The sequence below is a fragment of the Nocardia sp. GP40 genome, assembly GCF_050434125.1.
Lineage (GTDB): Bacteria > Actinomycetota > Actinomycetes > Mycobacteriales > Mycobacteriaceae > Nocardia > Nocardia albiluteola.
In genome coordinates, this window is the sequence record NZ_JBNPVW010000001.1 from 28,358 (window position 1) to 51,007 (window position 22,650).

19 protein-coding genes are annotated in these 22,650 nt (G+C 68.9%); 9 read left to right on the plus strand and 10 right to left on the minus strand.

Features of this window, described 5'->3' with window-relative positions:
- Positions 1 to 325 precede the first annotated feature (325 nt).
- Positions 326 to 1,543: an MspA family porin gene (locus tag ABH933_RS00040; protein WP_429454916.1), complete on the plus strand. Its 1,218-nt coding sequence runs from the start codon at positions 326 to 328 to the stop codon at positions 1,541 to 1,543.
- 189 nt (positions 1,544 to 1,732) lie between these two features.
- On the opposite strand, the gene ABH933_RS00045 is transcribed toward ABH933_RS00040, so the two are convergent.
- The 6 genes from ABH933_RS00045 to ABH933_RS00070 form a co-directional block, all read right to left on the minus strand.
- Positions 1,733 to 3,025 carry a dihydrolipoamide acetyltransferase family protein gene (locus ABH933_RS00045; protein ID WP_429413536.1) on the minus strand — a complete coding sequence of 431 codons (1,293 nt, stop codon included), beginning with the start codon at positions 3,023 to 3,025 and terminating at the stop codon, positions 1,733 to 1,735.
- A gap of 12 nt (positions 3,026 to 3,037) precedes the next feature.
- Positions 3,038 to 4,024 carry an alpha-ketoacid dehydrogenase subunit beta gene (locus ABH933_RS00050; protein WP_429415606.1) on the minus strand — a complete coding sequence of 329 codons (987 nt, stop codon included), beginning with the start codon at positions 4,022 to 4,024 and terminating at the stop codon, positions 3,038 to 3,040.
- Between the two features lie 72 nt (positions 4,025 to 4,096).
- The gene (pdhA, locus tag ABH933_RS00055) at positions 4,097 to 5,218 is read right to left on the minus strand and encodes a pyruvate dehydrogenase (acetyl-transferring) E1 component subunit alpha (RefSeq protein ID WP_429413539.1); all 1,122 of its coding nucleotides are present in this window, start codon (positions 5,216 to 5,218) and stop codon (positions 4,097 to 4,099) included.
- 8 nt (positions 5,219 to 5,226) lie between these two features.
- Entirely contained in the window at positions 5,227 to 6,684 is a 1,458-nt protein-coding gene (gene lpdA / locus ABH933_RS00060; RefSeq protein WP_429413542.1) for a dihydrolipoyl dehydrogenase, read from the minus strand.
- 277 nt (positions 6,685 to 6,961) lie between these two features.
- Entirely contained in the window at positions 6,962 to 8,173 is a 1,212-nt protein-coding gene (locus ABH933_RS00065) for a PucR family transcriptional regulator (RefSeq protein WP_429413545.1), read from the minus strand.
- Positions 8,174 to 8,219: 46 nt separating this feature from the next.
- Positions 8,220 to 9,065 carry a zinc-binding dehydrogenase gene (locus tag ABH933_RS00070; protein WP_429413548.1) on the minus strand — a complete coding sequence of 282 codons (846 nt, stop codon included), beginning with the start codon at positions 9,063 to 9,065 and terminating at the stop codon, positions 8,220 to 8,222.
- 210 nt (positions 9,066 to 9,275) lie between these two features.
- Between ABH933_RS00070 and ABH933_RS00075 the strand changes: the two genes are divergently transcribed.
- The gene (locus ABH933_RS00075; RefSeq protein WP_429413551.1) at positions 9,276 to 9,755 is read left to right on the plus strand and encodes a TetR/AcrR family transcriptional regulator; all 480 of its coding nucleotides are present in this window, start codon (positions 9,276 to 9,278) and stop codon (positions 9,753 to 9,755) included.
- Positions 9,756 to 9,837: 82 nt separating this feature from the next.
- Here the strand turns inward: ABH933_RS00075 and ABH933_RS00080 are convergent, their stop codons facing one another.
- Positions 9,838 to 10,827, minus strand: coding sequence for a sigma-70 family RNA polymerase sigma factor (locus ABH933_RS00080; RefSeq protein ID WP_429413553.1), 990 nt, complete (start codon positions 10,825 to 10,827; stop codon positions 9,838 to 9,840).
- 133 nt (positions 10,828 to 10,960) lie between these two features.
- Here ABH933_RS00080 and ABH933_RS00085 point away from each other — a divergent pair, with 133 nt between their 5' ends.
- Entirely contained in the window at positions 10,961 to 11,359 is a 399-nt protein-coding gene (locus tag ABH933_RS00085) for a pyridoxamine 5'-phosphate oxidase family protein (RefSeq protein ID WP_429413556.1), read from the plus strand.
- Here ABH933_RS00085 and ABH933_RS00090 read toward each other — a convergent pair whose 3' ends face one another.
- On the minus strand, positions 11,360 to 12,859 hold the full coding sequence (locus ABH933_RS00090) for a PucR family transcriptional regulator (protein ID WP_429413559.1): 1,500 nt from the start codon (positions 12,857 to 12,859) through the stop codon (positions 11,360 to 11,362).
- Between the two features lie 275 nt (positions 12,860 to 13,134).
- On the opposite strand from ABH933_RS00090, the gene ABH933_RS00095 reads away from it, so the two are divergent.
- The 6 genes from ABH933_RS00095 (at position 13,135) to ABH933_RS00120 (ending at position 21,012) form a co-directional block, all read left to right on the plus strand.
- On the plus strand, positions 13,135 to 14,004 hold the full coding sequence (locus ABH933_RS00095; RefSeq protein ID WP_429413562.1) for an FAD binding domain-containing protein: 870 nt from the start codon (positions 13,135 to 13,137) through the stop codon (positions 14,002 to 14,004).
- 70 nt (positions 14,005 to 14,074) lie between these two features.
- Positions 14,075 to 14,548, plus strand: coding sequence for a (2Fe-2S)-binding protein (locus ABH933_RS00100; protein WP_429413565.1), 474 nt, complete (start codon positions 14,075 to 14,077; stop codon positions 14,546 to 14,548).
- Complete coding sequence (locus ABH933_RS00105; protein WP_429413568.1) at positions 14,545 to 15,891, plus strand: 8-oxoguanine deaminase; 1,347 nt, start codon at positions 14,545 to 14,547, stop codon at positions 15,889 to 15,891. The genes ABH933_RS00100 and ABH933_RS00105 overlap by 4 nt, the downstream gene beginning before the upstream one ends.
- Positions 15,891 to 18,221: a molybdopterin cofactor-binding domain-containing protein gene (locus tag ABH933_RS00110; protein WP_429413571.1), complete on the plus strand. Its 2,331-nt coding sequence runs from the start codon at positions 15,891 to 15,893 to the stop codon at positions 18,219 to 18,221. Before ABH933_RS00105 ends, ABH933_RS00110 begins: the two co-directional genes overlap by 1 nt.
- 172 nt (positions 18,222 to 18,393) lie before the next feature.
- Positions 18,394 to 19,833: an NCS2 family permease gene (locus ABH933_RS00115; RefSeq protein ID WP_429413574.1), complete on the plus strand. Its 1,440-nt coding sequence runs from the start codon at positions 18,394 to 18,396 to the stop codon at positions 19,831 to 19,833.
- Between the two features lie 6 nt (positions 19,834 to 19,839).
- Entirely contained in the window at positions 19,840 to 21,012 is a 1,173-nt protein-coding gene (locus ABH933_RS00120) for an XdhC family protein (protein ID WP_429413577.1), read from the plus strand.
- A 128-nt stretch (positions 21,013 to 21,140) separates the two neighbouring features.
- Here the strand turns inward: ABH933_RS00120 and ABH933_RS00125 are convergent, their stop codons facing one another.
- Positions 21,141 to 22,076, minus strand: a complete 936-nt coding sequence (locus tag ABH933_RS00125; protein ID WP_429413580.1) for an LLM class flavin-dependent oxidoreductase — start codon at positions 22,074 to 22,076, stop codon at positions 21,141 to 21,143.
- Positions 22,077 to 22,187: 111 nt separating this feature from the next.
- A complete protein-coding gene (locus ABH933_RS00130; RefSeq protein WP_429413583.1) occupies positions 22,188 to 22,634 on the minus strand; it encodes a MarR family winged helix-turn-helix transcriptional regulator in 447 nt (148 codons plus the stop codon).
- Between the last annotated feature and the right edge of the window lie 16 nt (positions 22,635 to 22,650).

Here is a 22,650-nt window from a genome sequence, read left to right on the forward strand (position 1 = left end):
GAACTGCTAGCTCGGCGTGTTTCTGGCCTATGGCGACACGTCAGGTGGACGCCGGTCGATCGAGAGCTATTGTCCGAGAGATGGATCAACGGCGCAGGTGGTCGCGTCACCAAGAAAAGGCTGAGTAACGGAAAGACTGCGCGCCGCAGCGAATTTGGTGCTTCATCACCGACACGCCTGCCGCTTCTGAGCACTCGGCCGATTTTTCGCTACTCTTGCCATTCGACAGCTACGTAGGGTTGTAACTGAGTGGGGCTGTTCATGTGATTTCGCGCTGATGTGGATCCGCTTCGAAAGAGCAGGTATGCGACCTCCATTCGCCGTTATGGCGGCCGGCACGATCGCCGCCATCCTGGCCACCGTGACCCTGTGGTCCGGCGACACCGAGCCGAGCCGGGCCCAACCGCCGCCGCCACCACCACGGCGGGGCGGGGACGCCACCGGTGCGGGAGTTCATTTGACGACAATGGTAGAGAATGTCAGAGCCGATCCTCCTGGTGACCGGACGCCGAACTACCTCATGACGTTCTCGCATGCCGCGCAGATGTCCGGTAACTTCTCGGTGAACGTGGGGGGTAGGGGGGTGTCCGCCGGACAGGCCGTCGCGGGGTTCATCCTCGGCTGCGGGATCAGCGTGGCCGGCGGTGTCACTGTCGGCCTCGATCCCAGTCAAGGACTGTCGGCCAGTATCTCGCCGTCGCTCACCCCGCCCACCGTGTCGGTCAGCCCACCGAGCGACAACGCCAGCCCGACGAGTGCGGCTCTCACGCCGAGTTCGGCTGCCGCGTCGAGTACAACTGTTGCGCCGAGTTCGGCTGTCGCGCCGAGTACAACTGTTGCGCCGAGTACAACTGTTGCGCCGAGTACGGTTGCCGCGCCGAGTACGGCTGCCGCGCCGAGTACGGCTGCCGCGCCGAGTACGGCTGCCGCGCCGAGTACGGTTGCCGCGCCGAGTACGGTTGCCGCGCCGAGTACGGTTGCCGCGCCGAGTACGGTTGCCGCGCCGAGTACGGTTGCCGCGCCGAGTACGGCTGCCGCGCCGAGTACGGCTGCCGCGCCGAGTACGGCTGCCGCGCCGAGTACGGCTGCCGCGCCGAGTATTACTCTCAGACCGGGAACGACCCTCAGATCGGGGACGACTGTCGCATCAGGAACGACCCTCCCACTGGGGGCGACTCTCGCGCCGGGCACGGTGATGCCGCAGAATTCCGCCGCTAGCCTCCCCGGCGCGTCGATCACCACGCCCAGCGCGTCGATCACCCCACCCACCCTGAGCCTCGGGCCGAGCATCGGTGGGGCCTTGGGCCTGTCAGAAGAGTTGGCGGGCACCTTGTCACCGGGCCAGGTCACCACCGTTCAGACGACGACGAGCGGTCTGGACAACAACACCACGTTTCCGTACACCATCTCTTTCAACAACGCCCCATTGAACATCGCTCAGTGTGCCTCGCCGGTATCGGCTGTCCCCTTCGTCAGCGCCACGATAAGCACCGCATCGGGAACAGTGCAGACCACCGGCTACGGCCAACAGTTCACCTTCTGAACCGTAGCCGTTTCGCCACGGTCCTCGGTATCGGTTACCCCATCGGCGGCTGAACCGCAGCAGGGCCTGAGGACGCCAGGCATCCGGCGTCCTCAGGCCAAATCGCCACGGGCACAACCCGAAACGACTGGTAGCTGGTACCACCGCCGGCACAACACCACAGCCCGCCGGAGGTCCGTTCGACACCAGCTAGGTGACGATGCGCAGCGGGTGCTCGGCCAGATCCTTCAACTGCTGCAGGAACTTCGCTGCGATCGCGCCGTCGATGGCGCGGTGGTCGGCGGACAGGGTGACGCGCAGGATCTTGCGCGAGACGACCTCGCCGTCCTCGAGGCGGAGCTCGTCGCTCGCGCCGCCGACCGCCAGGATCGCCGATTCGGGCGGGTTGATCACCGCGGTGAACTGCTCGATGCCGAACATGCCAAGGTTGGAGATGGTAAAGGTGCCGCCCTGCATCTCCTCGGCGCGTAGCTTGCGATCGCGGGCGCGCCCGGCCAGATCGCGGCTCTGCGCGGCGATCTCCGACACGCTCTTGCGGTCGGCGTCGCGGATCACCGGCACCAGCAGCCCGGCCGGGGTCGCCACCGCGATGCCGAGGTGAATTCCCTTGTGCTGCAGCAGCTTGTCACCGGCAAAGCTGACGTTGACCGCGGGGTCCGTGCGCAGCGTCGAGGCGACCGCCTTGACCAGCAGGTCGTTGACGCTGACCTTGCCCTTGCCGGCGGCCTCCAGCGTGGCATTGATCTGCACCCGGAAGGCGAGCAGCTCGGTGACATCGATCGCGCTGGTCAGATAGATGTGCGGGGCCTGCTGCTTGCTCTCGGTGAGGCGGGTGGCCGAGACCTGCTGAATCCGGGTCAGCGGGATCTCGTCGTACTCGCCCGAGGGGACGGCGGCGGGGGCCGGCGTCACGGGGGGCGAGGCGGCCGACGCGGTGGCCACGGGCGCGGATACCGCGGTGCGCGAGGCGGATTCGACGTCGTTGCGGGTAATCCGCCCGCCCGGGCCGGTGCCGGTGACGGTCGCGATGTCGACGCCGAGCTCGCGGGCGACCTTGCGCGCCAACGGCGACGACTTGCGGCGTTCGCCGGCGGCCGGCGCGGGGGCGGGCTCCGGAACCGCGGTGGGAGCCGATGCCGGGGCAGGAGTGCTGGGCGCGGGGGCGGCGGCAGCGGCGGAATCCGCGGCGCCGCCGGTCGCGGCCGGATTCCCCACGGCCGGTGCGCTTGTGGCGCTCGCGGCCCCGCTGCCGTCCCCGACCAGTGCGATCGGCTCACCGATCGGCACCCGGGCTCCCGCGTCGGCGAGGATCTGTTCGAGCACCCCGTCGTCGTAGGCCTCCAGCTCCATCAGCGCCTTGTCGGTCTCGATCTCGGCGATGACCTCGCCGCGCGCGACCGGATCGCCCACCTTCTTGAGCCACGACGCGATGACGCCGTCCTCCATGGTGTCCGAGAGGCGGGGCATGGTGATTTCAGGCATGAGTCTCTCCTCTCAGCTCCGTCGGCGGCCCACGGCCGCAAGGGTTTCCACGGCCGCGGTGTACAGCGAGTCCGCGGAGGGCAGCGCGATGCGCTCGAGCGGCTTGGAGTAGGGCAGCGGCACCTCGGCCATCGCGACGCGGCGCACCGGGGCGTCGAGGTAGTCGAAGGCGCCGTCGGAGATGGACGCCGCGATCTCCGCGCCGATGCCGTAGGTGAGCCAGTCGTCCTCGCCGATGACCGCGCATCCGGTCTTGCGCACGGACGCGACGAGCGTGTCGCGATCCAGCGGGCGCAGGCTGCGCAGGTCGATGACCTCGGCCGAGATGCCTTCGGCGGCAAGGCGTTCGGCCACCTGGGTGCAGACCGTGGCCATGCGGGAATAGCCGATCAGGGTGATGTCGGTGCCCTCGCGGGTCACCTTGGCCTTGCCGATCTGGATCGGCTCGGGATCCTCCGGCACCTCGCCCTTGGTGTTGTAGAGCGAGAGGTTCTCCAGGAACAGCACCGGATCGTCGTCCTCGATGGACGCTTTGAGCAGTCCGGCCGCGTCGGCGGGGGTGCTGGGTGCCACGACCTTCAAGCCGGGCACGAACGCGTAGTACAGCTCGATGTTCTGCGAGTGGGTAGCGCCCAGCTGCTGGCCGCCGCCACCGGGTGTGCGGATGACCATCGGCACATTGGTCTGCCCGCCGAACATGCCGTAGATCTTGGCGGCATGGTTGACGATCTGATCCAGGGCCAGCAGTGAGAAGTTGATCGTCATGATCTCCACGACCGGGCGCAGCCCGAGCATGGCCGCGCCGATCGCGGCGCCGACGAAACCCTCCTCGGCGATCGGGGTGTCGCGCACGCGCTTCTCACCGAATTCGGCCAGCAGGCCGGCGGTGATCTTGTAGGAGCCCTCGAAGACGCCGATCTCCTCGCCGATCAGGAAGACGTCGTCGTCGCGTCGCATCTCCCGACGCAGGGTTTCGCGAAGGGCCTCGCGATAGCTAATGACAGGCACGGTTTACCTCAGACACGGGAATGGTGGGCCGACTGAGTAGCGGAGTCGGCGGGGTGGGTGGCTTCAGCGGAACAGCGGGTCGGCGGGCAGGCGGCGCTGCTCTCCGGGCGCCGGGGTCGCGTACGTGTAGTCGAACAGGCTCGACGGATCCGGATGCGGGCTCGAGTCCGCGAATTCGACCGCGGCGGCGACACTTTCGTTCACCTCGGCCTCGACCGCCTTGGCCGACTCCTCGGTGAGGACGCCCGCCTCCAGCAATCTGCTGTGCCACAGCGTGATCGGGTCGTGCTCGCGGGCGGTCTCCACCGCCTCGGTGGTGCGGTACTTGGCCGGGTCGACCACCGAGTGGCCCTTGAGCCGGTAGCTGACCGCCTCGAGCAGTGCCGGTTTGCCCTCGCGCCGCGCCCCCTCGATGAGCTCGCCGGCGACGTCCCGCACGGCCAGCACATCGGTGCCGTCCACGCGCTCGCCACGCATGCGATAGGAGGCCGCGCGCTTGTACAGATCCGGTTCGGCCGAGGACTTCTCGACCGTGGTGCCCATGCCGGTCTGGTTGTTGATCACCAGGAACACCACCGGCAGATTCCACAGTGCCGCGATGTTCAGCGACTCGTGGAACGCGCCGATATTGGTTGTGCCCTCACCCATCTGGCACACCACGACGTCGTCGTCGCCGCGGTAGTCGATCGCGAGGGCCGCGCCGATCGCGAGCGGAACCTGGCCGCCCACAATGGCATAGCCGCCCAGCAGCCGGGTGGCGGTGTCGTACATGTGCATCGAACCGCCCCAGCCCTTGGAGGTGCCGGTGGAGCGGCCGTACAGCTCGGCCATGACGCGGCCCGGCTCGATGCCCTTGGCCAGCGCGTAACCGTGCTCGCGGTAGTTGGTGAACAGGTAGTCGGTCGGGCGCATGGCCGCGCCCATGCCGACGACGGTCGCCTCCTCGCCGAGATTGAGGTGGCAGTAGCCGCCGATCTTGGCCTGCTGGTACGCCTGTGCGGTGCGTTCCTCGAAGCGGCGCACGAACAGCATGTCGCGGTACAGCTCGCGCAGGCGATCGGGGCTCTCGCCGCCGAAGGGGGGCTCGGCGAGGTCGGTTCCGCTGGCGGACTTGGCATTCGCGGTCGGCGCGGCGGGGCCGGTGGCCTTGCGCGCGGCCTTGCGGGGTGCGGTGGTGGTGGTCACGTTGCTCCTCAACGCTTGCGGGGCGGCGCGATGTGGACCGGCAGCCCGAGCCCGGCCAGGGCCGTCTCCATGCCGATCTCGCCGAGGGTGGGGTGGGCGTGGATGGTGTCGGCGAGCTCCTCGAGGGTGGCCTCGAGCGAGATCGCCAGGGCCCCTTCGGCAATCAGGTCGCTGGCCGACGGGCCGATGATGTGCACGCCGAGCACCTCCTGATGCTGCTGCCCGGCAACGATCTTCACGAATCCCTCGGTCTCCCCGAAGGTCTTGGCCCGGCCCAGCGCCGCGAACGGGAATCTCGCGGTGACGACCTCGTGCCCGGCCGCGCGGGCGGCCTCCTCGGTCAGGCCCACGCTGGCGATCTCGGGGTGGGTGAAGGTGGCGGCGGGGATCACCGCGTAGTCGATGTGCGCGTCGTGCCCGGCGATGGCGTCGGCGGCGGTCAGGCCCTGATGGGAGGCGACGTGCGCCAGCAGTGCCTTGCCGGTGACGTCGCCGATGGCGTAGACGTGCTCGACACCGGTGCGCAACTGCTCGTCGACGGGAATGAAACCCCGTGCGTCGGTGGCGATTCCGGCAATATCCAGGCCCAGCTCGGCGGTGTTGGGGCGGCGGCCGACGCCGACCAGCACGACGTCCGCGTCGATCTCGCGCGCCTGCGGGCCGCCGACGGTGACGCGCAGGCCGTCGGTGGCCTGCGCGATGCCGCTGACCGTGGAGCCGGTGAGCACGGTGATGCCGCGCTTGCCGAACGAGCGGCCCAGCGCGGTACCGATCTCCTTGTCCTCCAACGGAACCAGGCGATCCTGCATCTCGACGACGGTGACCTCGCTGCCGAAGGTGTGGAACAGGCTGGCCCATTCCGCGCCCACGGCGCTGCCGCCGATGACGACCAGGCGCCGGGGCACCTCGGTCAGCCCGAACGCGCCGTCGGAGGTGATCACGCCCGGCAGGTCCGCGCCCGGCAGGGGCAGCTGGGCGGGCACCGAACCGGTCGCGACGATCACGTCGGCGGCGGTGATCTCGCGGATCGCGGTCGCGGTCGGGGCGGCGGCGTAGCGCGGGCCGCCCTCGAAGATCGGCGAGGTTCCGGCCTCGAACACCTGCACGGTTGTCGGTCCGGTGAAGCGTGCGTGGCCTTCGATCACCGTGACGCCGTTGGCCTTCAGCAGGCCCGCGACACCGTCGGTGAGCTCCTTGACGATGCCGTCCTTACGCTGGCGCACGGCGGCGAAATCGAAGCGGACGTTGTCGGCGTACACGCCGAAATCCGCTGCGCTGGAAAGGGTCTGGAAGACCTCGGCGGATCGCAGCATGGCCTTGGTGGGTATGCAGCCCCAGTTCAGGCACACCCCGCCCGGCCGCTCCTTCTCCACCAGCCCCACCGACAGCCCGCGCTGGGCCGCGCGGATTGCGGCAACATAGCCGCCGGGACCGCCGCCGATCACCAAAAGATCGAATTCCGGCACTCGTGGTGCTCCTCGTCTCGAACGAATACGACCCCGTACCGGTTGTGGTGTGGGTCATCCTGACCGAGTGTCGTCGCTACCGAGTGCACAAACAATGACTCACAAGCCTAGGAATCGCATCCGGCAATTGGGCGCAGCGCCCAATTAGTACTCGTGAGTACGGTCGCGATGAGACCACCGGGTTGTCCGGCGTCCGGGCTCGGGCCACCCGTTATGCCGATATATGTCAACCGTTGTTCAGGCGTGGCGGGAGTTGGTGTGCGGGAGGTTGCGGCGCTCAGGTCGCGGCGTCGTCGAGGCCCAGCGCGGTGAGCGCGAGGGACAGTTCGAGCTGGGTGCGCGGGCCGTCGAGCGAGCGGTCGAGCAGGGTGGAGATGCGGGCGAGCCGGTTGATCACGGTGTTGCGGTGGCAGTGCAGGCGCGGTGCGGCGTTGGCGGCCGAGCAGTTTTGCGCCAGCCACACCGAGAGGGTGCGCAGCAGCACCTCGCGTTCGCGGCCCGGGAGGTCGAGTATGGGGCCGAGCGTGTGAGTGAGTAGCAGATCGGTGAGGTCGGGGGAGCGGACCAGCAGGGCCTCGGGATAGCGCTCGTCCAGCGATACCAGCCCGGTCGCCTCGGCGGGCACGGTCTGCAACGCGATCAGGGCCAGAGCGTGCGCCGAATCCACGTGAGCCAGACCCGGAACGGCCGGGGACGCTCCGGCGCGTCCCCGCACCTGTGGCCGAACCTGTTGCAGCACAGCCGCGGCCGTGCGACTCTCGAGCGAGACCAGCCCGATGGTGGTGTCCACCCGGTCGTGCCAGACCGAGCGAATTCCCGAGGCCGCCAACGCCGTTTCCGACCCCGCGTGCAGGGGCCTGCCCCCGCCGCGGGCCGCGACCACCAGATACGCGCCCTGCGCGGGCAGATTCAGTTCGCGCGCCGCGCGCGCGGCGAAGGCGGCGTCGTGGGCCCGCCCGGCCAGCAGATCCTCGATCAGCGCGTGGCGGCGCCGTTCGTCTCGGCGCACCTGTTCGAGTTCGGTGTTGCGGTAGGAGGTGACCAGCGCCGAGGACAGCCCGTCGATCACCGTCCACATCGCGGTCCCGGCCTCGCGGATCTCCTGCGGCCCAACGCCATTGGCCGGATCGCCGAGCTCGGCCTGGTCCAGCAGCGCCTCCCAGACGATGCCGCCACCGAGCCGGAAGGTGCGCAGCATCGCCTCCATGGGCACCCCTTGCTCGGCGCGATGCTTGCCGATCGCGGCGGCCACGTCGTCGTGCTCCGGATCGCTGGTGTCCCCGCCGAGCAGATCCAGGATCCGCGTCAGATATCGGCGGCACCCGTCGCGCAGATCCGCGCGCGGCACCGAGGTGTAATCGGTCCACTCCGGGTTGTCGGTGAAGATCGCCGCCATCAGCCGCCGGGTCATCGCCGTGATGTCGGCCCGGCACGCCCGCGCCAGACGCCGGGTGCCCGGGGTCGAAAGCGCAGGTTGAGGCGATGCCATAACGCCCAACCCTACCGCTCGGCACCCGGACGGCCCGGGTGCGGTGTCAGCCGCCGGGGCGCACGAGGATCTTCACGTGCTCGCGCGGGTCGCGCAGCGCGGTGAATGCGTCCGCGACGCCGTCCAGGCCGATGCGGCCGGTGATGATCGCCTCGGCGTCGATCTCACCGCTCGCCAGGCGCGCCAGGGTGATGTCGTAGGGCTCGGAATACGGACCGTGCCCGAAATTGACTGCGATGCGGCGGAATTGGGCGGTCACCGGGATGATGGTTTCGTCGGAGAATCCGGCGCCGCCGCCGACCACGCCGTCGCCGCCGGCGAGCTCGTTCCACGCCTGGATCGGGTCGCGCTCGCCGGGATCGACGACGATGTCCGCGCCCATCCGCAGGGCCAGCTCCCGGCGCTTGGGCGAGGGCTCCGAGGCGATCACCCGCCGGGCCCCGTGCGCCTTGGCCGCGACGATCGCGCCGAGACCGATGGTGCCGCAACCGATCACGAGCGCCGAGTCCGCGGCCGTGAGCCCGGACTGCTGCACGTGCATCTCCCCGACGTGCAGGGGTTCGGCGAGCGTGGCGTGCTCCAAGGACAACGAATCCGGGACCTTGCGCACCCAGTAGCCGTCGACCACGATCTGTTCGCCGAATGCGCCGTGATACTCGTTGGAGTATCCGATGATCGTGGGAATGCCGCTGGCGGTGTCGGTGGCCAGGCCGATTCCGGCGACCCGATCGCCGATCGCGAAATCCGTGACACCGGGCCCGATTTCGGCGATCGTGCCCGCGTATTCGTGCCCCAGGACGACCGGCCTGGCATTGTCGAAGGTGGCGAGCGGGTAGCCCGCGGCGGCGGCGACATCGACTGGCCGAACTCGCCGAGCGAGTCGTCGCGCCACTGCCCGATGATGCCCGCGGGCGTGTACGCCCAGTCCGGATCCCGCCCGGTCTGGCGATTGACGTAGGCAGCCATGGACCCGATCCGCCGCGATACCGCGCGCTCGGCCTCGGCTTGGGTCTCGGCCAGGAACATCGGCGTGACCAGCCGCCACGTCGAGCGGTCCGAGGTGTGTCCGTGCTCGGCGCAGACCTTTTCGTAGACGTCCCAATTGCGGTCCAGCGCATCGAATCCCGCGGTCCTGCTCGACCTGGGAACCGCTGTGCGCGATGGGATTCGAGCTCGTACCGCGGTGCTGGCGGCGTGCCCCGGCCCGCCCACCGCGCAGGATCTGGTGGATGCGGTCACCGAGCCCTACCGGGAACTGCTGCGGCGCCATCGCACCCGGGGGATCCGCTGGGTCAAGATCGTCGCGCAGATGTCGACCCAGAACCATCCCGCCCTCGACGCGACCGAGCACGATCTGCGGTCCGAGCTGCTGGTTCAGGTGCGCCGCGCCTTCCCCGCCACGGATCCGCTGCGGCTGGAGCGGCGCTGGTCGGTGGCCCTCATGGTCTTTCTCCAGGGCCTGAGCCGGGCCGAGGAGTGGAATTCGCGCCGCGGCGCGGTTCCCTCGGCCGACGACCTCGCCGAATACCTCGACGATCAGGTCACATTCCTGGCCGGGGGACTCACCGCCCTGCTCGGCTGAGCGCTGCCGCGCGGGGACCGGATGCGATGGGCCGCCCCGGCGCTACGGCCCCGGCCTGGCGTCGCCGGCGCGGTGGTGGTGCTCACCCGTCGGCGAGGACCGCGTCGAAGCCGCAGTGGCGCACGAGGTCCGGATCTTCGAACACCGAAATGCCGGTGATCGCATCGTCCGTCGTGGTCAGTACCGCGATGCCGAATGCCACGTATGCCCCGTCGGCATCGCGGTGGTAGGCCGCCGCGGCGGGCTGACCGTTGGCCGTCGTGGGCAGCATGCGCCAGTCGCCGGGCACGCCGACCGCCTGGGCGGCCAGGAATGCGCCGCAGGTTCGCTTGCCGGAGAACCAGGTTCGCGAGGGCGGCATCTCGATCACCGCGTCGCGATGCAGGATCTTCTCCAGCGCCGCGGCATCGGAGTTCTCGAACGCTGAGATGTACTCCGCCAGCAGCGCGTGCGCCTGCGAGGTCGTCGGACGGGCCGGTCCGCTCGCGGTCGTGGCGATCTCACCCAGGTGCGCCCGGGCCCGCTGCAGCGTGCTCTTGACCGCGGCCGGGCTGGTATCCAGCAGTTCGGCCACCTCTGCGGCCGAGAAATTCAGCACCTCGCGCAGTAGCAGCACCGCGCGCTGACGGCCGGACAGATGCTGCAGCGCGCCGATGAGCGCGAGCCGCAGGCTGTCGCGGGTGGCGGCAACCGTTGCCGGATCGTCGGATTCGGCGGTGATCAGTGGATCCGGTAGCGGGTCCAGCCAGTCGACGTCGCCGTCGGCGGCAGATGGTGCGGCATAAGGGTTTTCGCTGGCGGCGTCCAGCCCGGACGGGAGCACTCGCCGCCCGCGCCGGGTGAGCGCGGTCAGGCAGGCGTTGGTGGCTATCCGGTACAGCCAGGTCCGCATCGAGGACCGCTCCTCGAAATCGCCGTAGGAGCGCCAGGCCCGCAGGTAGGTCTCCTGGACCAGATCCTCGGCATCGTCGAGGGAGCCGAGCATGCGGTAACAGTGTGCCAGCAGCTCGCGCCGGTACGGCTGGGTCCGCCCGGTGAACTCGGCATGCGGTGAGCGGTCCTGCGCCCGCACGATGATCCTCTCTGCCGGGGCGGTCCTCGGGGCCCGAACCGGGCACGAAATTGTTCGCCCCGACCCGATTCCTTTCCGGGACCGGCGTGGTCTGCCTGTTCGTACCTACCCGACCGACCAAGGTGAGCACATCATGACCACATCCCTGAACACCCTAGCCCGCGAACTGATCGACGGCCCGCATGCGGCGATCCTGTCCACCACCAACTCCGACGGGCGACCGCAGTCCTCGGTGATCTTCGTGAAGGACGACGGCGATACCGTCCTGTTCAGCACGATCAAGGGCCGGTTGAAGACCCGCAATATGCAGCGCGACCCCCGGGTCAGCCTGCTGGTGGTCAGCCGGACGAGCGGGCAGTATGTCGAGATTCGCGGCCACGTGGAGATTGCCGACGATCCTGAGAACATTGTCGGCAACGAGATGTACGCCCGGTACATGGGCGGCGGCTCCCACCCGGACGAACCCGGCGCGGAACGGCTGGCCGTCCGGATCATCCCGGACAAACTCACCACCTACGCGCCGGGAAAGTGATCAGCCCAGGGCCAGCGCCAGGAAGAAGTCCACGCGGTCCTCGAGTCGCGACAGGTCGCGCCCGGTGAGCTCCTCGATGCGGGCGACCCGGTAGCGCAGCGTGTTGACGTGCACGTGCAGCAGTTCGGCACTGCGGGTCCAGGATCCGTTGGTCTGCAGGAACACCTCGAGGGTGTGCACCAGGTCGGCGCCGTTGTCCTGGTCGTAGCTGATCAGCGGGTCCATCAGGCGCAGCCGGAACATCCGCCGCACCTCGTCGGGCACGCTGGACAGCAGCATCATGTGGGTGGCCAGCTCGTCGTGGCCGACCAGGGCGGCGGCCCGCCCGCGCCCGGCGGCCATGCGCCGGGCGTAGCGGGCCTCCTCGACCGCGCCGCGCAGGCCCTCGCCGTCCACGACGCCGCTGACCCCGATCGAGAGGTGGGCGCCGCCCAGGCCGGGCTCGAGGGTTTCCAGGGCCCGGCCGATGGAGGTCAGCACCGTATCGTCGGCGGGGATCAGCGCGATCGCCTCGCCGTCGACCACTCCGGCGGCCGGCGTTCTGCCGTAAAGGATTTCGCGCAACAGGGCGCGTAATTCCCTGGGCCGCAATGTATCCTCGGCCGCAGCGGCTACCGCGATATAGCTGTCGGCGACCCCGAGCCCGGTCAGCTCGAGGCGCGAAACGATCTCGGCCGGTTTGGCATCGGAGACGATCAGCTGGATCAGCTCCTCGGCCAGCCGCCCCTCGGCGCTCTGGCGATCGTCGTGGCGCACGCGCTCGAGCGAGGCGATCGCGGCCAGTTCCCCGGCCAGTGCGCGCCGCTGCTCGGGCCAGTCGGAACAGTCCGAATCGAAGACCAGCATCCAGTCCGCCGCGCGCGAGGTGCCGTGCTCGTCGACCGCGAACAGCGAATACGGCCGCGGCCCGGTGCGGATGACGCACGGCAGCCGCCGGGCGGACAGGAACGCGGTCACCGTCTGCGCGGGCGGCGCGGCGATCGGCCCGGCCACCACCCGCCCGGTGGTGGACATCACCCAGCAGCGCATGTCCAGATCGCGTTCGATGAGCTCGAGCACCGAGCCCAGTCCGGTCCCGGATACCAATTGGCGGTGCCGGTCCAGGATCGCGGTCAGATCCGCCGCGCGCCCCGTCGACAGCAGCCGGGTGATGCGCTCGGTGACGGTCGCGAAGGCCACCTGTTCGGGCACCCGGAACAGCGGCACCCGGTACTTGCGGCAGGCCTCGATGATGTCCTCGGGCGGCTCGCCGTAGCGGGCGTCACCGGTGGCCAGCGCCGCGACCTTGGCGCGCGCGAGCGCCGCGACGAACGCGTCGCTGTCCTGCGGGGCCGAGCGCCACTGCATGCCGGTGAGCACGAGCTCGCCGCCCGACAGGTAGCGGCTGGGGTCGGGTAGATCCTGAGTGACCACCCACCGCACGAACCGGTCGAGCTCCTCTTCCCCCGTGACGAGCTCCAGTCCCAGATCCGTCATGGCGAGCAGAGAACGTAGACGCATGATCTCGAACGCTAACAGTCCGGATGGTTGCTTGTCTCCGATCCGCAGGTGACAGGCCGGTAACCCGGCTGTCGCATCCGCCGAGCGGGTAACGCCGCCGGGATGGCGATTGGAGATAACCACAAACGATCCGGTGTGAAGCAGCGCACAGTTCGGAGTTCCGGTCGTGGCCGCGGGCGCCCGCCGACAGGTGTACTGGGCCTACACGTTTTATGCCATGGAGGTCAGATGACGGTGCAGCGGTGCACACCTGCGAAAGCCAGGGGGGAGTGACGATGGAATTCCTTCGACCCGGGAACTGGGCCGAAGCGCTCGAATTGCGGGCGGCCCATCCCGAGGCCCGTGCCATTCAGGGCGGCACGGATGTGATGGTCGAGATGAATTTCGATCACAGCCGCCCGGCGGCGCTGCTGGATTTGAATCCGTGCGGTGAGCTGCGGCGCGTCGAGGAAATCGACGGCAAGCTTCGTATCGGCGCGGGGGTGTCGTATGTGAAGATCATTCGTGACTTCGGGTGCCAGGTGCCCGGTCTGGCGCAGGCCTCGCGGACGGTCGGTTCGCCGCAGATTCGCAATCGTGGCACCGTCGGCGGCAATCTCGGCGGCGCTTCTCCGGCCGGTGACGCGCACCCCGCGCTTTTGGCCGCGAATGCGGTGATCGAGGTGGAATCGGCCGCGCGCGGATCGCGCATGATTCCGATCGATGATTTCTATGTGTGGGTGAAGAAGAATGCCCTCGAGGCCGATGAATTGATTCGGGCGACCTGGCTCGAACCGGCGACGGGCCCGCAGTATTTCTCGAAGGTGGGCACCCGCAACGCGATGGTGATCGCGGTGTGCTCTTTCGCGGTCGCATTGCATCCGGAAAGCCGTTCCGCGGGAACAGGAATCGGATCCTCCGGCCCCACCCCGCTGCGCGCCCGCCCGGCCGAGGAATTTCTCGCGCAGGCGCTGCCGTGGGACGACCCGGCTCCACTGGCGGACTCCGTGCTGCGCGAATTCGGCTCGCTGGTCGCCGCGTCGGCCAAGCCCATCGACGACGTCCGCGGCACCGCGGACTATCGCAAGCATGCTCTCTCGGTGATGGCGCGCCGCACCCTCGCCTGGGCCTGGAACGACTTTGCGGCAGAGCGGAGAGCAGCCTGATGCGTGTCAATTTCCAGGTCGATGGTGCCGACGAAACTGTTGATCAGAAGATGCAGTGGAGGGCGGAGTAATGCGCGTTAACTTCCAGGTCAATGGGGCCGACGAAACTGTTGATGATGTATGGGAGGGCGAGAGCCTGCTCTACATGCTGCGCGAGCGGATGGGGCTGCCGGGCTCCAAGAACGCCTGCGAGCAGGGGGAATGTGGTTCGTGCACGGTGTACCTGGACGGTGTCCCGGCGTGCGCGTGCCTGGTCGCGGCCGGGCAGGTCGACGGGCGCTCGGTGCGCACGGTGGAGGGCTTGGCGCAGGGGGACAAGCTCGATCCGGTGCAGCAGGCGTTCGTCGACGCCGGCGCGGTGCAGTGCGGTTTCTGCACGCCGGGCCTGCTCGTGCAGACCCACGATCTGATCGAGCGCGTTCCGGAACCCTCCGACGGGGAGATCCGGGAGGCGTTGTCCGGCAACCTGTGCCGCTGTACCGGTTACGAAAAGATTCTCAATGCCGTGCATCTGGCGGCCGAGCGGAAGGCGACGGCCAAGTGAGCACGGTAGTCATCGAAAACGCTTATATCGCACCGGTTGTCGGCGAGGAGATCGCCAACGGCCACCTGGTGATCGAGAACGGCCGCATCGCCGCGCTCGGTTCGGGCGCCGCCCCGGCCATCGAGGGCGCCGAGCGCATCGACGGCACGGGCACCCTGGTCACGCCCGGCCTGGTCAACACCCATCACCACCTGTACCAGTGGGCCACGCAGGGCCTGTTCCAGGACGCCACCCTCTTCGAGTGGCTGACCGGCCTGTACCGCATCTGGGCGCGCATGGACGCCGAGGCCGTGTACGGCGCGGCGGCGGCGGGGCTGGGCTGGCTGGCGCTGACCGGCTGCACCACCTCGACCGATCACCACTACGTATTCCCCAAGGGCCGTGGCGATCTGTTCGCCGCGGAGATCACCGCCGCCCGCGAGGTCGGCATCCGGTTCCACCCGTGCCGCGGCTCGATGGACCGCGGACAGTCCCACGGCGGCCTGCCGCCGGACGAGTGCGTGGAGACCACCGATGAAATCCTCGCGCACACAGTCGAAATGATCGACACCTACCACGACGCGTCGTTCGATTCGATGCTGCGCGTCGCGGTCGCGCCGTGCTCGCCGTTCTCGGTCAGCGAGACCCTGATGCGCGAATCGGCCGCGCTGGCCCGCACCAAGGGCGTGCGCCTGCACACCCACCTCGCCGAGACCCTCGACGAGGAGGAGCACTGCATCGAGCAGATGGGTTGCACCCCGGTCGAATACATGGAAAGGATCGGCTGGCTCGGCGACGATGTGTGGTTCGCGCACGCGGTACACCTGCACGACAAGGACATTCAGCGTTTCGCCGACACCGGCTCCGGCTCGGCGCACTGCCCGACCTCCAATGCCCGTCTGGGTGCGGGTATTGCGCGGGTGAAGGATCTGCTCGCCGCGGGCGCCCCGGTCGGCCTCGGGGTGGACGGCAACGCCTCCAGCGAGATGACCGCCATGGCCGGAGAGATGCGCCAGGCGCTGCTGTTCCAGCGCGCCGTGCACGGCCCGAAGGCGCTCACCGCGCGGCAGGCGCTGGAGATCGGCACCCTGGGCGGCGCCCGGAACCTGGGCCGCCACAACGAGATCGGCTCGCTCGAGGTCGGCAAGCTCGGCGACATCGCCATGTGGCGCGTCGACGGGTTCTACGCCGCGATCGACGATCCGATCTGCTCCCTGGTCTTCGGCCCGACCCCGCCGCTGGCGCGGCTGCTGGTCGGCGGCAACACCGTCGTGGACAACGGCCAGCTGCGCACGGCCGACCAGGAACGCCTGGCCCAGGCCGGTGTCGAGGCTCGTCGTCGCTTCCTGCGAGAGGATTCTTGATGACAACGGCACGTACCACGAAGTTTCCGACCGATGTCGCCGCGCCCGGCAAGGACGGCATCGGCGCGAGTCCCCTTCGCCCCGACGGCATTCTGAAGGTGAAGGGCGATTTCGCCTACTCCTCGGACCTGTGGATCGACGGCATGCTCTGGGGCATGACGCTGCGCAGCCCGCACCCGCGCGCACGCATGCTGTCCATCGATATCACTGAGGCTCTGCGGGTCCCCGGCGTCGAGGCCGTTCTCACCCACGAGGATGTGCCGGGCCGCAAGCACTTCGGCCTGGACCACACCTGGGACCAGCCGGTGCTGGCCTTCGACGAGGTGCGTCACCACGGCGAGCCGATCGCGCTGGTGGCCGCCGACCACCCGGAGACCTGCCGCCGGGCGATGGACAAGATCGCCATCGAGTGGGAGGTGCTCGAGCCGATCACCGATCCCGTGGCGGTCATCGAGGACCCGGAAACCCTTGCGGTGCAAGAGCGCGGCGGCATCACCCGCTATCAGCCGGTGCGCGTCGGCGATCTGGAGATCGGCCGCGCGATGGCCGACGTCGTGATCAGCCAGCAGTACGAGGTCGGCATGCAGGACCAGGCATTCCTGGGCCCGGAGTCCGGCCTTGTCATTCCGACCGAGGACGGCGGCCTCGAGTTCTACGTCGCAACCCAGTGGCTCCATTGGGATTTGACGCAGATCGCCCCGTGCCTGGGCCTGGCCGAGGACCAGATTCGCATGACGCTGGCGGGTGTCGGCGGCGCCTTCGGCGGCCGCGAGGATCTGTCGATGGAGATCCACGCCGGCATGCTCGCGCTGTACACGCGCAAGCCGATCAAGATGGTGTACAACCGCGAGGAGTCCTTCTTCGGGCATGTGCACCGACACCCGGCGCAGATGTGGTACGAGTACGGCGCCACCAGCGAGGGCCGGCTGGTCTTCGCCAAGGTGAAGATCGTGCTGGACGGCGGTCCCTACACCTCGGCCACCCTGAACGTCACCGGCAACGCGGCCTCGATGTCCATCGGCCCGTACAAGATCCCGCACGTGGAGGTCGACACCTACGGCGTCTACACCAACAACCCGGTGTGCGGTGCGATGCGCGGATTCGGCGGCGTGCAGGCATGTTTCGCGCACGAGTCGATGATGGACAAGCTCGCCGACACCTTGGGCCTGGACCCGGTACACGTGCGCCAGCTCAATGTGACCGAGCAGGGCGACGCCATCGTCACCGGACAGGTACTGCACGCGCCGACGCCGCTGGTGTCGATGCTCGAGCAGGCCAAGGCGCTGCCGCTGCCCGCGGCGGTCGATGCCTCCGACATTCGCAACCTGCCGGGCGCGCTGTCGCAGACCACCCACGGCGAGGGCGTCGTGCGGGGTGTGGGCTACGGCGTGGGCATCAAGAACATCTGCTTCTCCGAGGGTTTCGACGACCTCTCGACCGCCCGAGTGCGGCTCGAGGTCATCGGCGGCGAGCCGGTGGCGCTGGTGCACACCGCGGCCGCGGAGGTCGGGCAGGGCCTGGTGACCGTGGAGGCGCAGATCGCGCGCACCGAACTCGGTATCGAGCGGGTGACCATCCATCCGGCGGACAACGGGGTCGGCAGCGGCGGTTCCACCTCGGCCTCGCGCCAGACCTACATGACCGGTGGCGCGGTGATGAACGCGTGCCGGGCCGTGCGGGATTCGGTGCTCGTGCGGGCCCGCGCCAGGGGCCTGACCGACGCGGCGAATCTCGTTGGCGGAAAGGTCGTTTCGAACTCCGGTGAGGTGCTCGCGGCACTCGTCGACGTGCTCGATGAGGGGTTTGTCGAGGAGACCCGCGAATACCATCACCACCCGACCACCGGCATGGATCCGGTGACGGGCCAGGGAGACAGCCACACCCAGCTGGCCGTCTGCGTGCACCGCGCTGTGGTGGACGTCGACGTCGATCTCGGTCTGGTGAAGGTCGTCAGCCTGGACGCGGTCCAGGACGTCGGCAAGATCATGAACCGGCTGCAGCTCGAGGGACAGATCCACGGCGGCGCCGTGCAGGGCCTCGGCCTCGCGGTCATGGAGGAGATCCTGGTCTCCGACGGTAAGGTCCGCAATCCCTCGTTCACCGACTATCTGATTCCCACCATCCTCGATGTGCCCAAGCAGGACCTGGTCATCCTCGAGAACCCCGATCCGCGTGCCCCATACGGGCTGCGCGGCGCCGGAGAGCCGCCCACGCTCTCCTCCACCCCGGCTGTCGTCGCCGCGATCCGCGACGCCATCCGGGCTGCCGGAGGTGCCGGGTACATCAACCGTGTGCCGGTCCGTCCGACGGACATCATCGAAAGCTGTTGATCAACAGGGGTTTCCGGCCCGCCTGAACTCACCCACCCCGCCAGCTCCGCAAGCTCCGCTGGCTACCATCCCCGGGGGACCAAAGGCGGGCCGGAGCCGCACAACCGCAAACCGCACCCAAGTCCGGAGACGGCTCGGACCGCAGGTCGGCTATGCCCAAAGGAGGGCAGCCATGACCCAAGTAGATACCCGCCCCGAAGTCAGCACCGAACCCGGGAGACCGCCGCTGGAGCGGCTGTTCCGGATCCGGGAGCGGGGCAGCACCGTTTCGCGCGAAATTCGCGGCGGTATCACCACTTTCCTAGCGATGGCATACGTCATTCTGCTGGTCCCCCTGATTCTGAGCAGCGCGACCGACATCCACGGTGCGCACCTGGACAAGGCACAGATCACCACGGCGACAGCATTTGCCGCAGGATTGTCGACAATTCTGATGGGCCTGGTCGGCAACGTGCCGCTGGCCCTGGCGGCGGGCCTGGGCGTGGTGCCCGTGGTCGCCTATCAGGCCGCACCGCACATGACCTGGCCGCAGACGATGGGCCTGGTCGCGCTGATGGGTGTGGTCATCGTGATCATGGCCGCCACCGGCCTGCGGACGATGATCATCAATGCGATTCCGCTAGCGATAAAGAACGCCATTTGTGTGGGAATCGGCCTGTTCATCGCGATGATCGGCCTGGTGTCGGCCGGCGTGGTCGGCCACGGTCCCTCGGACGGGCCGCCGGTGACACTGGGTGTCGGCGGACACCTCGCGGGCTGGCCGGTGGTGGTCTTCGGATTCAGCCTGCTGATGATGCTGGCCCTGTACATCCGCAAGGTGCCGGGCGCGATCCTGATCAGCATCGCGGCCTCGACCGTGCTGGCGATCATCATCAACGCGGTCGCCAAGATTCCGGACAAGGACTGGGGCACAGCGGTTCCCAACGTTCCGCACAACTTCTTCGCGGCGCCGAACTTCGGGCTGATGGCGCACGTCGATCCGGTCGGCGGCTTTCACACCGCCGGCGCGCTGACCGCGGGCGTGGTGCTGTTCACGCTGGTGCTGACGGGATTCTTCGACGCGATGGGCACCGTGTTCGGTGTCTGCGACGAGGCGGGCCTGGTCGACGAGAAGGGCAACATGCCCGGCATGGGCAAGGTGCTGACCCTGGACGGCATCGCCCAGGTGATCGGCGGCGTGTCCGGCGGCGCGGGGGCAACGGTGTACGTCGAATCGGCGACGGGTGTCGGTGAGGGTTCCCGTACCGGTCTGACGAGCCTGGTCAGCGGCGGGCTGTTCGCGGCTGTCATGTTCTTCACCCCGATCGCCGGGGTGGTGCCGATCCAGGCGGCCTCGCCCGCGCTGGTGCTGGTCGGGGCGCTGATGATGACTCAGGCTCGCAAGATCGACTGGAACGACCTGGAGGTCGCCATCCCCGCATTCCTGACCATCGTCGCGATGCCGTTCACCTACTCGATCACCAACGGTGTGGGTGCGGGCCTGATCGCCTACACCGTGATCAAGGCCGCGCGCGGCAAGTTCCGGGAGATCCATTGGCTGGTGTGGGTGGTCACTGCGGTGTTCGCCTGCTACTTCGCCATATCCGGAATCGAAGTACTCCTGAGAGGATAAAGAGGAATGCGTGAGCTGACCGAGCACATTCTCGCGTGGCAGGCCGCCGGCAAGCGGTTCGCCGTCGCCAGCATCGTCGGCGTCACCGGCAGCGCGCCGCGCCCGATCGGGGCCGCGATGGCGGTCGACGAGGACGGCGTCGTCATCGGGTCGATCTCCGGCGGGTGCGTCGAGGGCGCGGTGTACGAGTTGTGCCGCGAGGCGCTGGCCACCGGGGTTCCGGTGCGGGAGACGTTCGGCTACAGCGATTCCGACGCCTTCGCGGTCGGATTGACCTGTGGCGGAGTGCTCGAGGTGTTCGTGCACCCGGTCGGCTCACGCGACCACGCTGTTCTCGACAAGGCGCTGCGGACCGAGGAAGCCGTTGCGCTGGTACGGGATACGACCTCCGGCGACATGCTGGCGGTCGGCCCGGACTGGCTCGTGAAGTCCGGGGCGGGCGCACTCGATGAGGGGAGCGCGCCCGGCCCGGTGGCGGCCGCCGATGCCCGGATCGTCGCCGATGCCCGGGCCATGCTCGACCTCGGCGCCACCGGGATTCGCGTGATCGGCTGCGACGCCGAGGAAGTCACGGTGTTCGTGGAATCCTCGACGCCGCCGCCGCGCATGATCGTCTTCGGCGCCATCGATTTCGCTGCCGCCGTCGCACGAATCGGGAAATTCCTCGGCTATCACGTCACTGTTTGCGACGCCCGGCCGATCTTCGCCACCACGGCCCGCTTCCCCGAGGCCGACGAGGTCGCCGTGGACTGGCCGCACCGCTATCTGGAGCAGACGCGCACCGATTCCCGCACGGTGATCTGTGTGCTGACCCACGACGCCAAATTCGATGTGCCCGTGCTGGAGGTGGCCCTGCGCCGCCGCGTCGCGTATGTCGGCGCGATGGGCTCGCGGCGCACCCACCGCGACCGCACCGCCCGGCTGCTCGCCGCCGGGCTGACCGAACCCGAACTGTCCCGGCTGCATTCGCCGATCGGCCTGGACCTGGGCGGGCACACCCCCGAGGAGACGGCCGTGGCCGTCGCGGCGGAGATCGTCGCGGTACGCCGCGGCGGCTCGGGCGCGGAACTGCGCGGCACCGACGCCTCGATCCACCGCCTGCAGCCGGGGGAGACGCTGGGTCCGCCACCCATGGAGTCCACGCTGGAACCGGCCCGGACCGTCCTTCCCGCACGGTAATTCGTCGGCACTGACGGGGTGATCCGGGTGCGCCGCCCGGGCTGTAGGGCGAACGCCCCGCGGTGAATAGTACTGCCTCGCACGGTACCAACTCCGCCTCGCCGAACCGCTCGGTGATTTCGGTGCCGCTATATCAGCTGCGTGACGCGGTCCAGCTGGGTGGCGAACGAATCGGGTGTGATCGCGGCGATTCGGATGAGCAGGTGCCGCGCGCCCGCGTCGACGTACCGGTTTAGTTGTGCGGCAACCTCATTCGCGGATCCGGTCAGCATCACCTGGATCTGCCCGACCTGTTCCAGCGGCATGCGGTAGTTCGCCTCGCAGAAGGCCGCCAGGGCGGCGCGGCCGCGCTCGGCGTCGTCGTCGATGAAGACCGTCGCGAAAAGAGCTGGGGTGATGTCCTTCTCGTCGCGCCCGGCCTCGGCGCTCGATGCGTGGATCGCCTCGAGTCCCGTGGCGTAGTCGGAAACCTCGGGCGGATAGGGGAGCCAGCCGTCGTAGAGGCGGCCGGTGCGTCTCAGGGCGGCCGGGGTGATGCCGCCCAGCCAGATCGGCGGGCCGCCGGGGCGATGCGGGCTCGGCACCTCGGGGAGCCAGTCGTAGTGTAAAACCTTGCCGTGGAAGGGGTTCGAGTCTCCCGACCACAGCTGCCGCCACAGCCGGACGGTGTCGTCGAGCTGGGAGAAGCGCGTTCGGAATTCCACCCGGGACAGCTCGAACTCGTTCTCGCTCAAACCCGGGAATCCGGCCCCGACACCCAGCACGAGCCGTCCCCGCGACAGCAGGTCGAGCGATGCGATCGTCAGCGCGGTGTGCACCGGCTGCCGGTAGGCGGGCATGAGTATCGCCGTGCCGAGCGTGATCCGCTCGGTGACCGCAGCTGCGGCCGCGAGCAGGGTCAGCGGCTCGATGCGCGCCCGGCGCAGCGAATCGCCCACCCAGATCGAATCGAATCCCCGTCGTTCCGCGGTCACCACCAGGTCCAGCAGCGCGGCGGCCGACCCGCCGGCCTGGAGCTGAGCCTGACCGGCGGGAAGCAGTAGTCCGTATCGAATATCGTTCACGCGCTCCACAATCCGCCGGGCGCGTCGCATGGACAATTCACTGCAGGGTATGACGGCCGGGATAGGCCTTTCCGGGACGGGTCGGCCGGGAGAGCCCGATGACCGCAATGCTCAGGCCGGATCCCCCGGCTCGAGGGCGGCCAGCAACTCCCGCAACGTTTCTCGCTGCGCCGACGACAGCGCCGCGAACGTCTCGCTGGCGGCATCGCGGCGCGCCTGCGACATCCGGGTGAGGGTGCGGCGGCCCGCGTCGGTGGGAGACACCAACGTGGAGCGGCGATTCGCCGGGTCCGGCGCACGAGTGACCAGGCCCGCGGACACCAGCGCATCCACGACCGTGGTGGCCGATCGGGGCACGATGCCCAGGCGATCGGCGAGTGCGGACATGCGCAGCGGATCGGGATCCTGGCCGATGATGCGCAGCGCCCTGCTCTGGGCGGGCGTCAGGCCCAGGGGGGCGAGGCGGGCCATCTGATTGCGCCGGATGCGCTTGCTGGTCCGCAGGAACAGCTCGGGCAGATCGATCTCCGCGGTGTCGGTCGGAGTGGCTTCACCCATAACTCTGAGCTTAGCT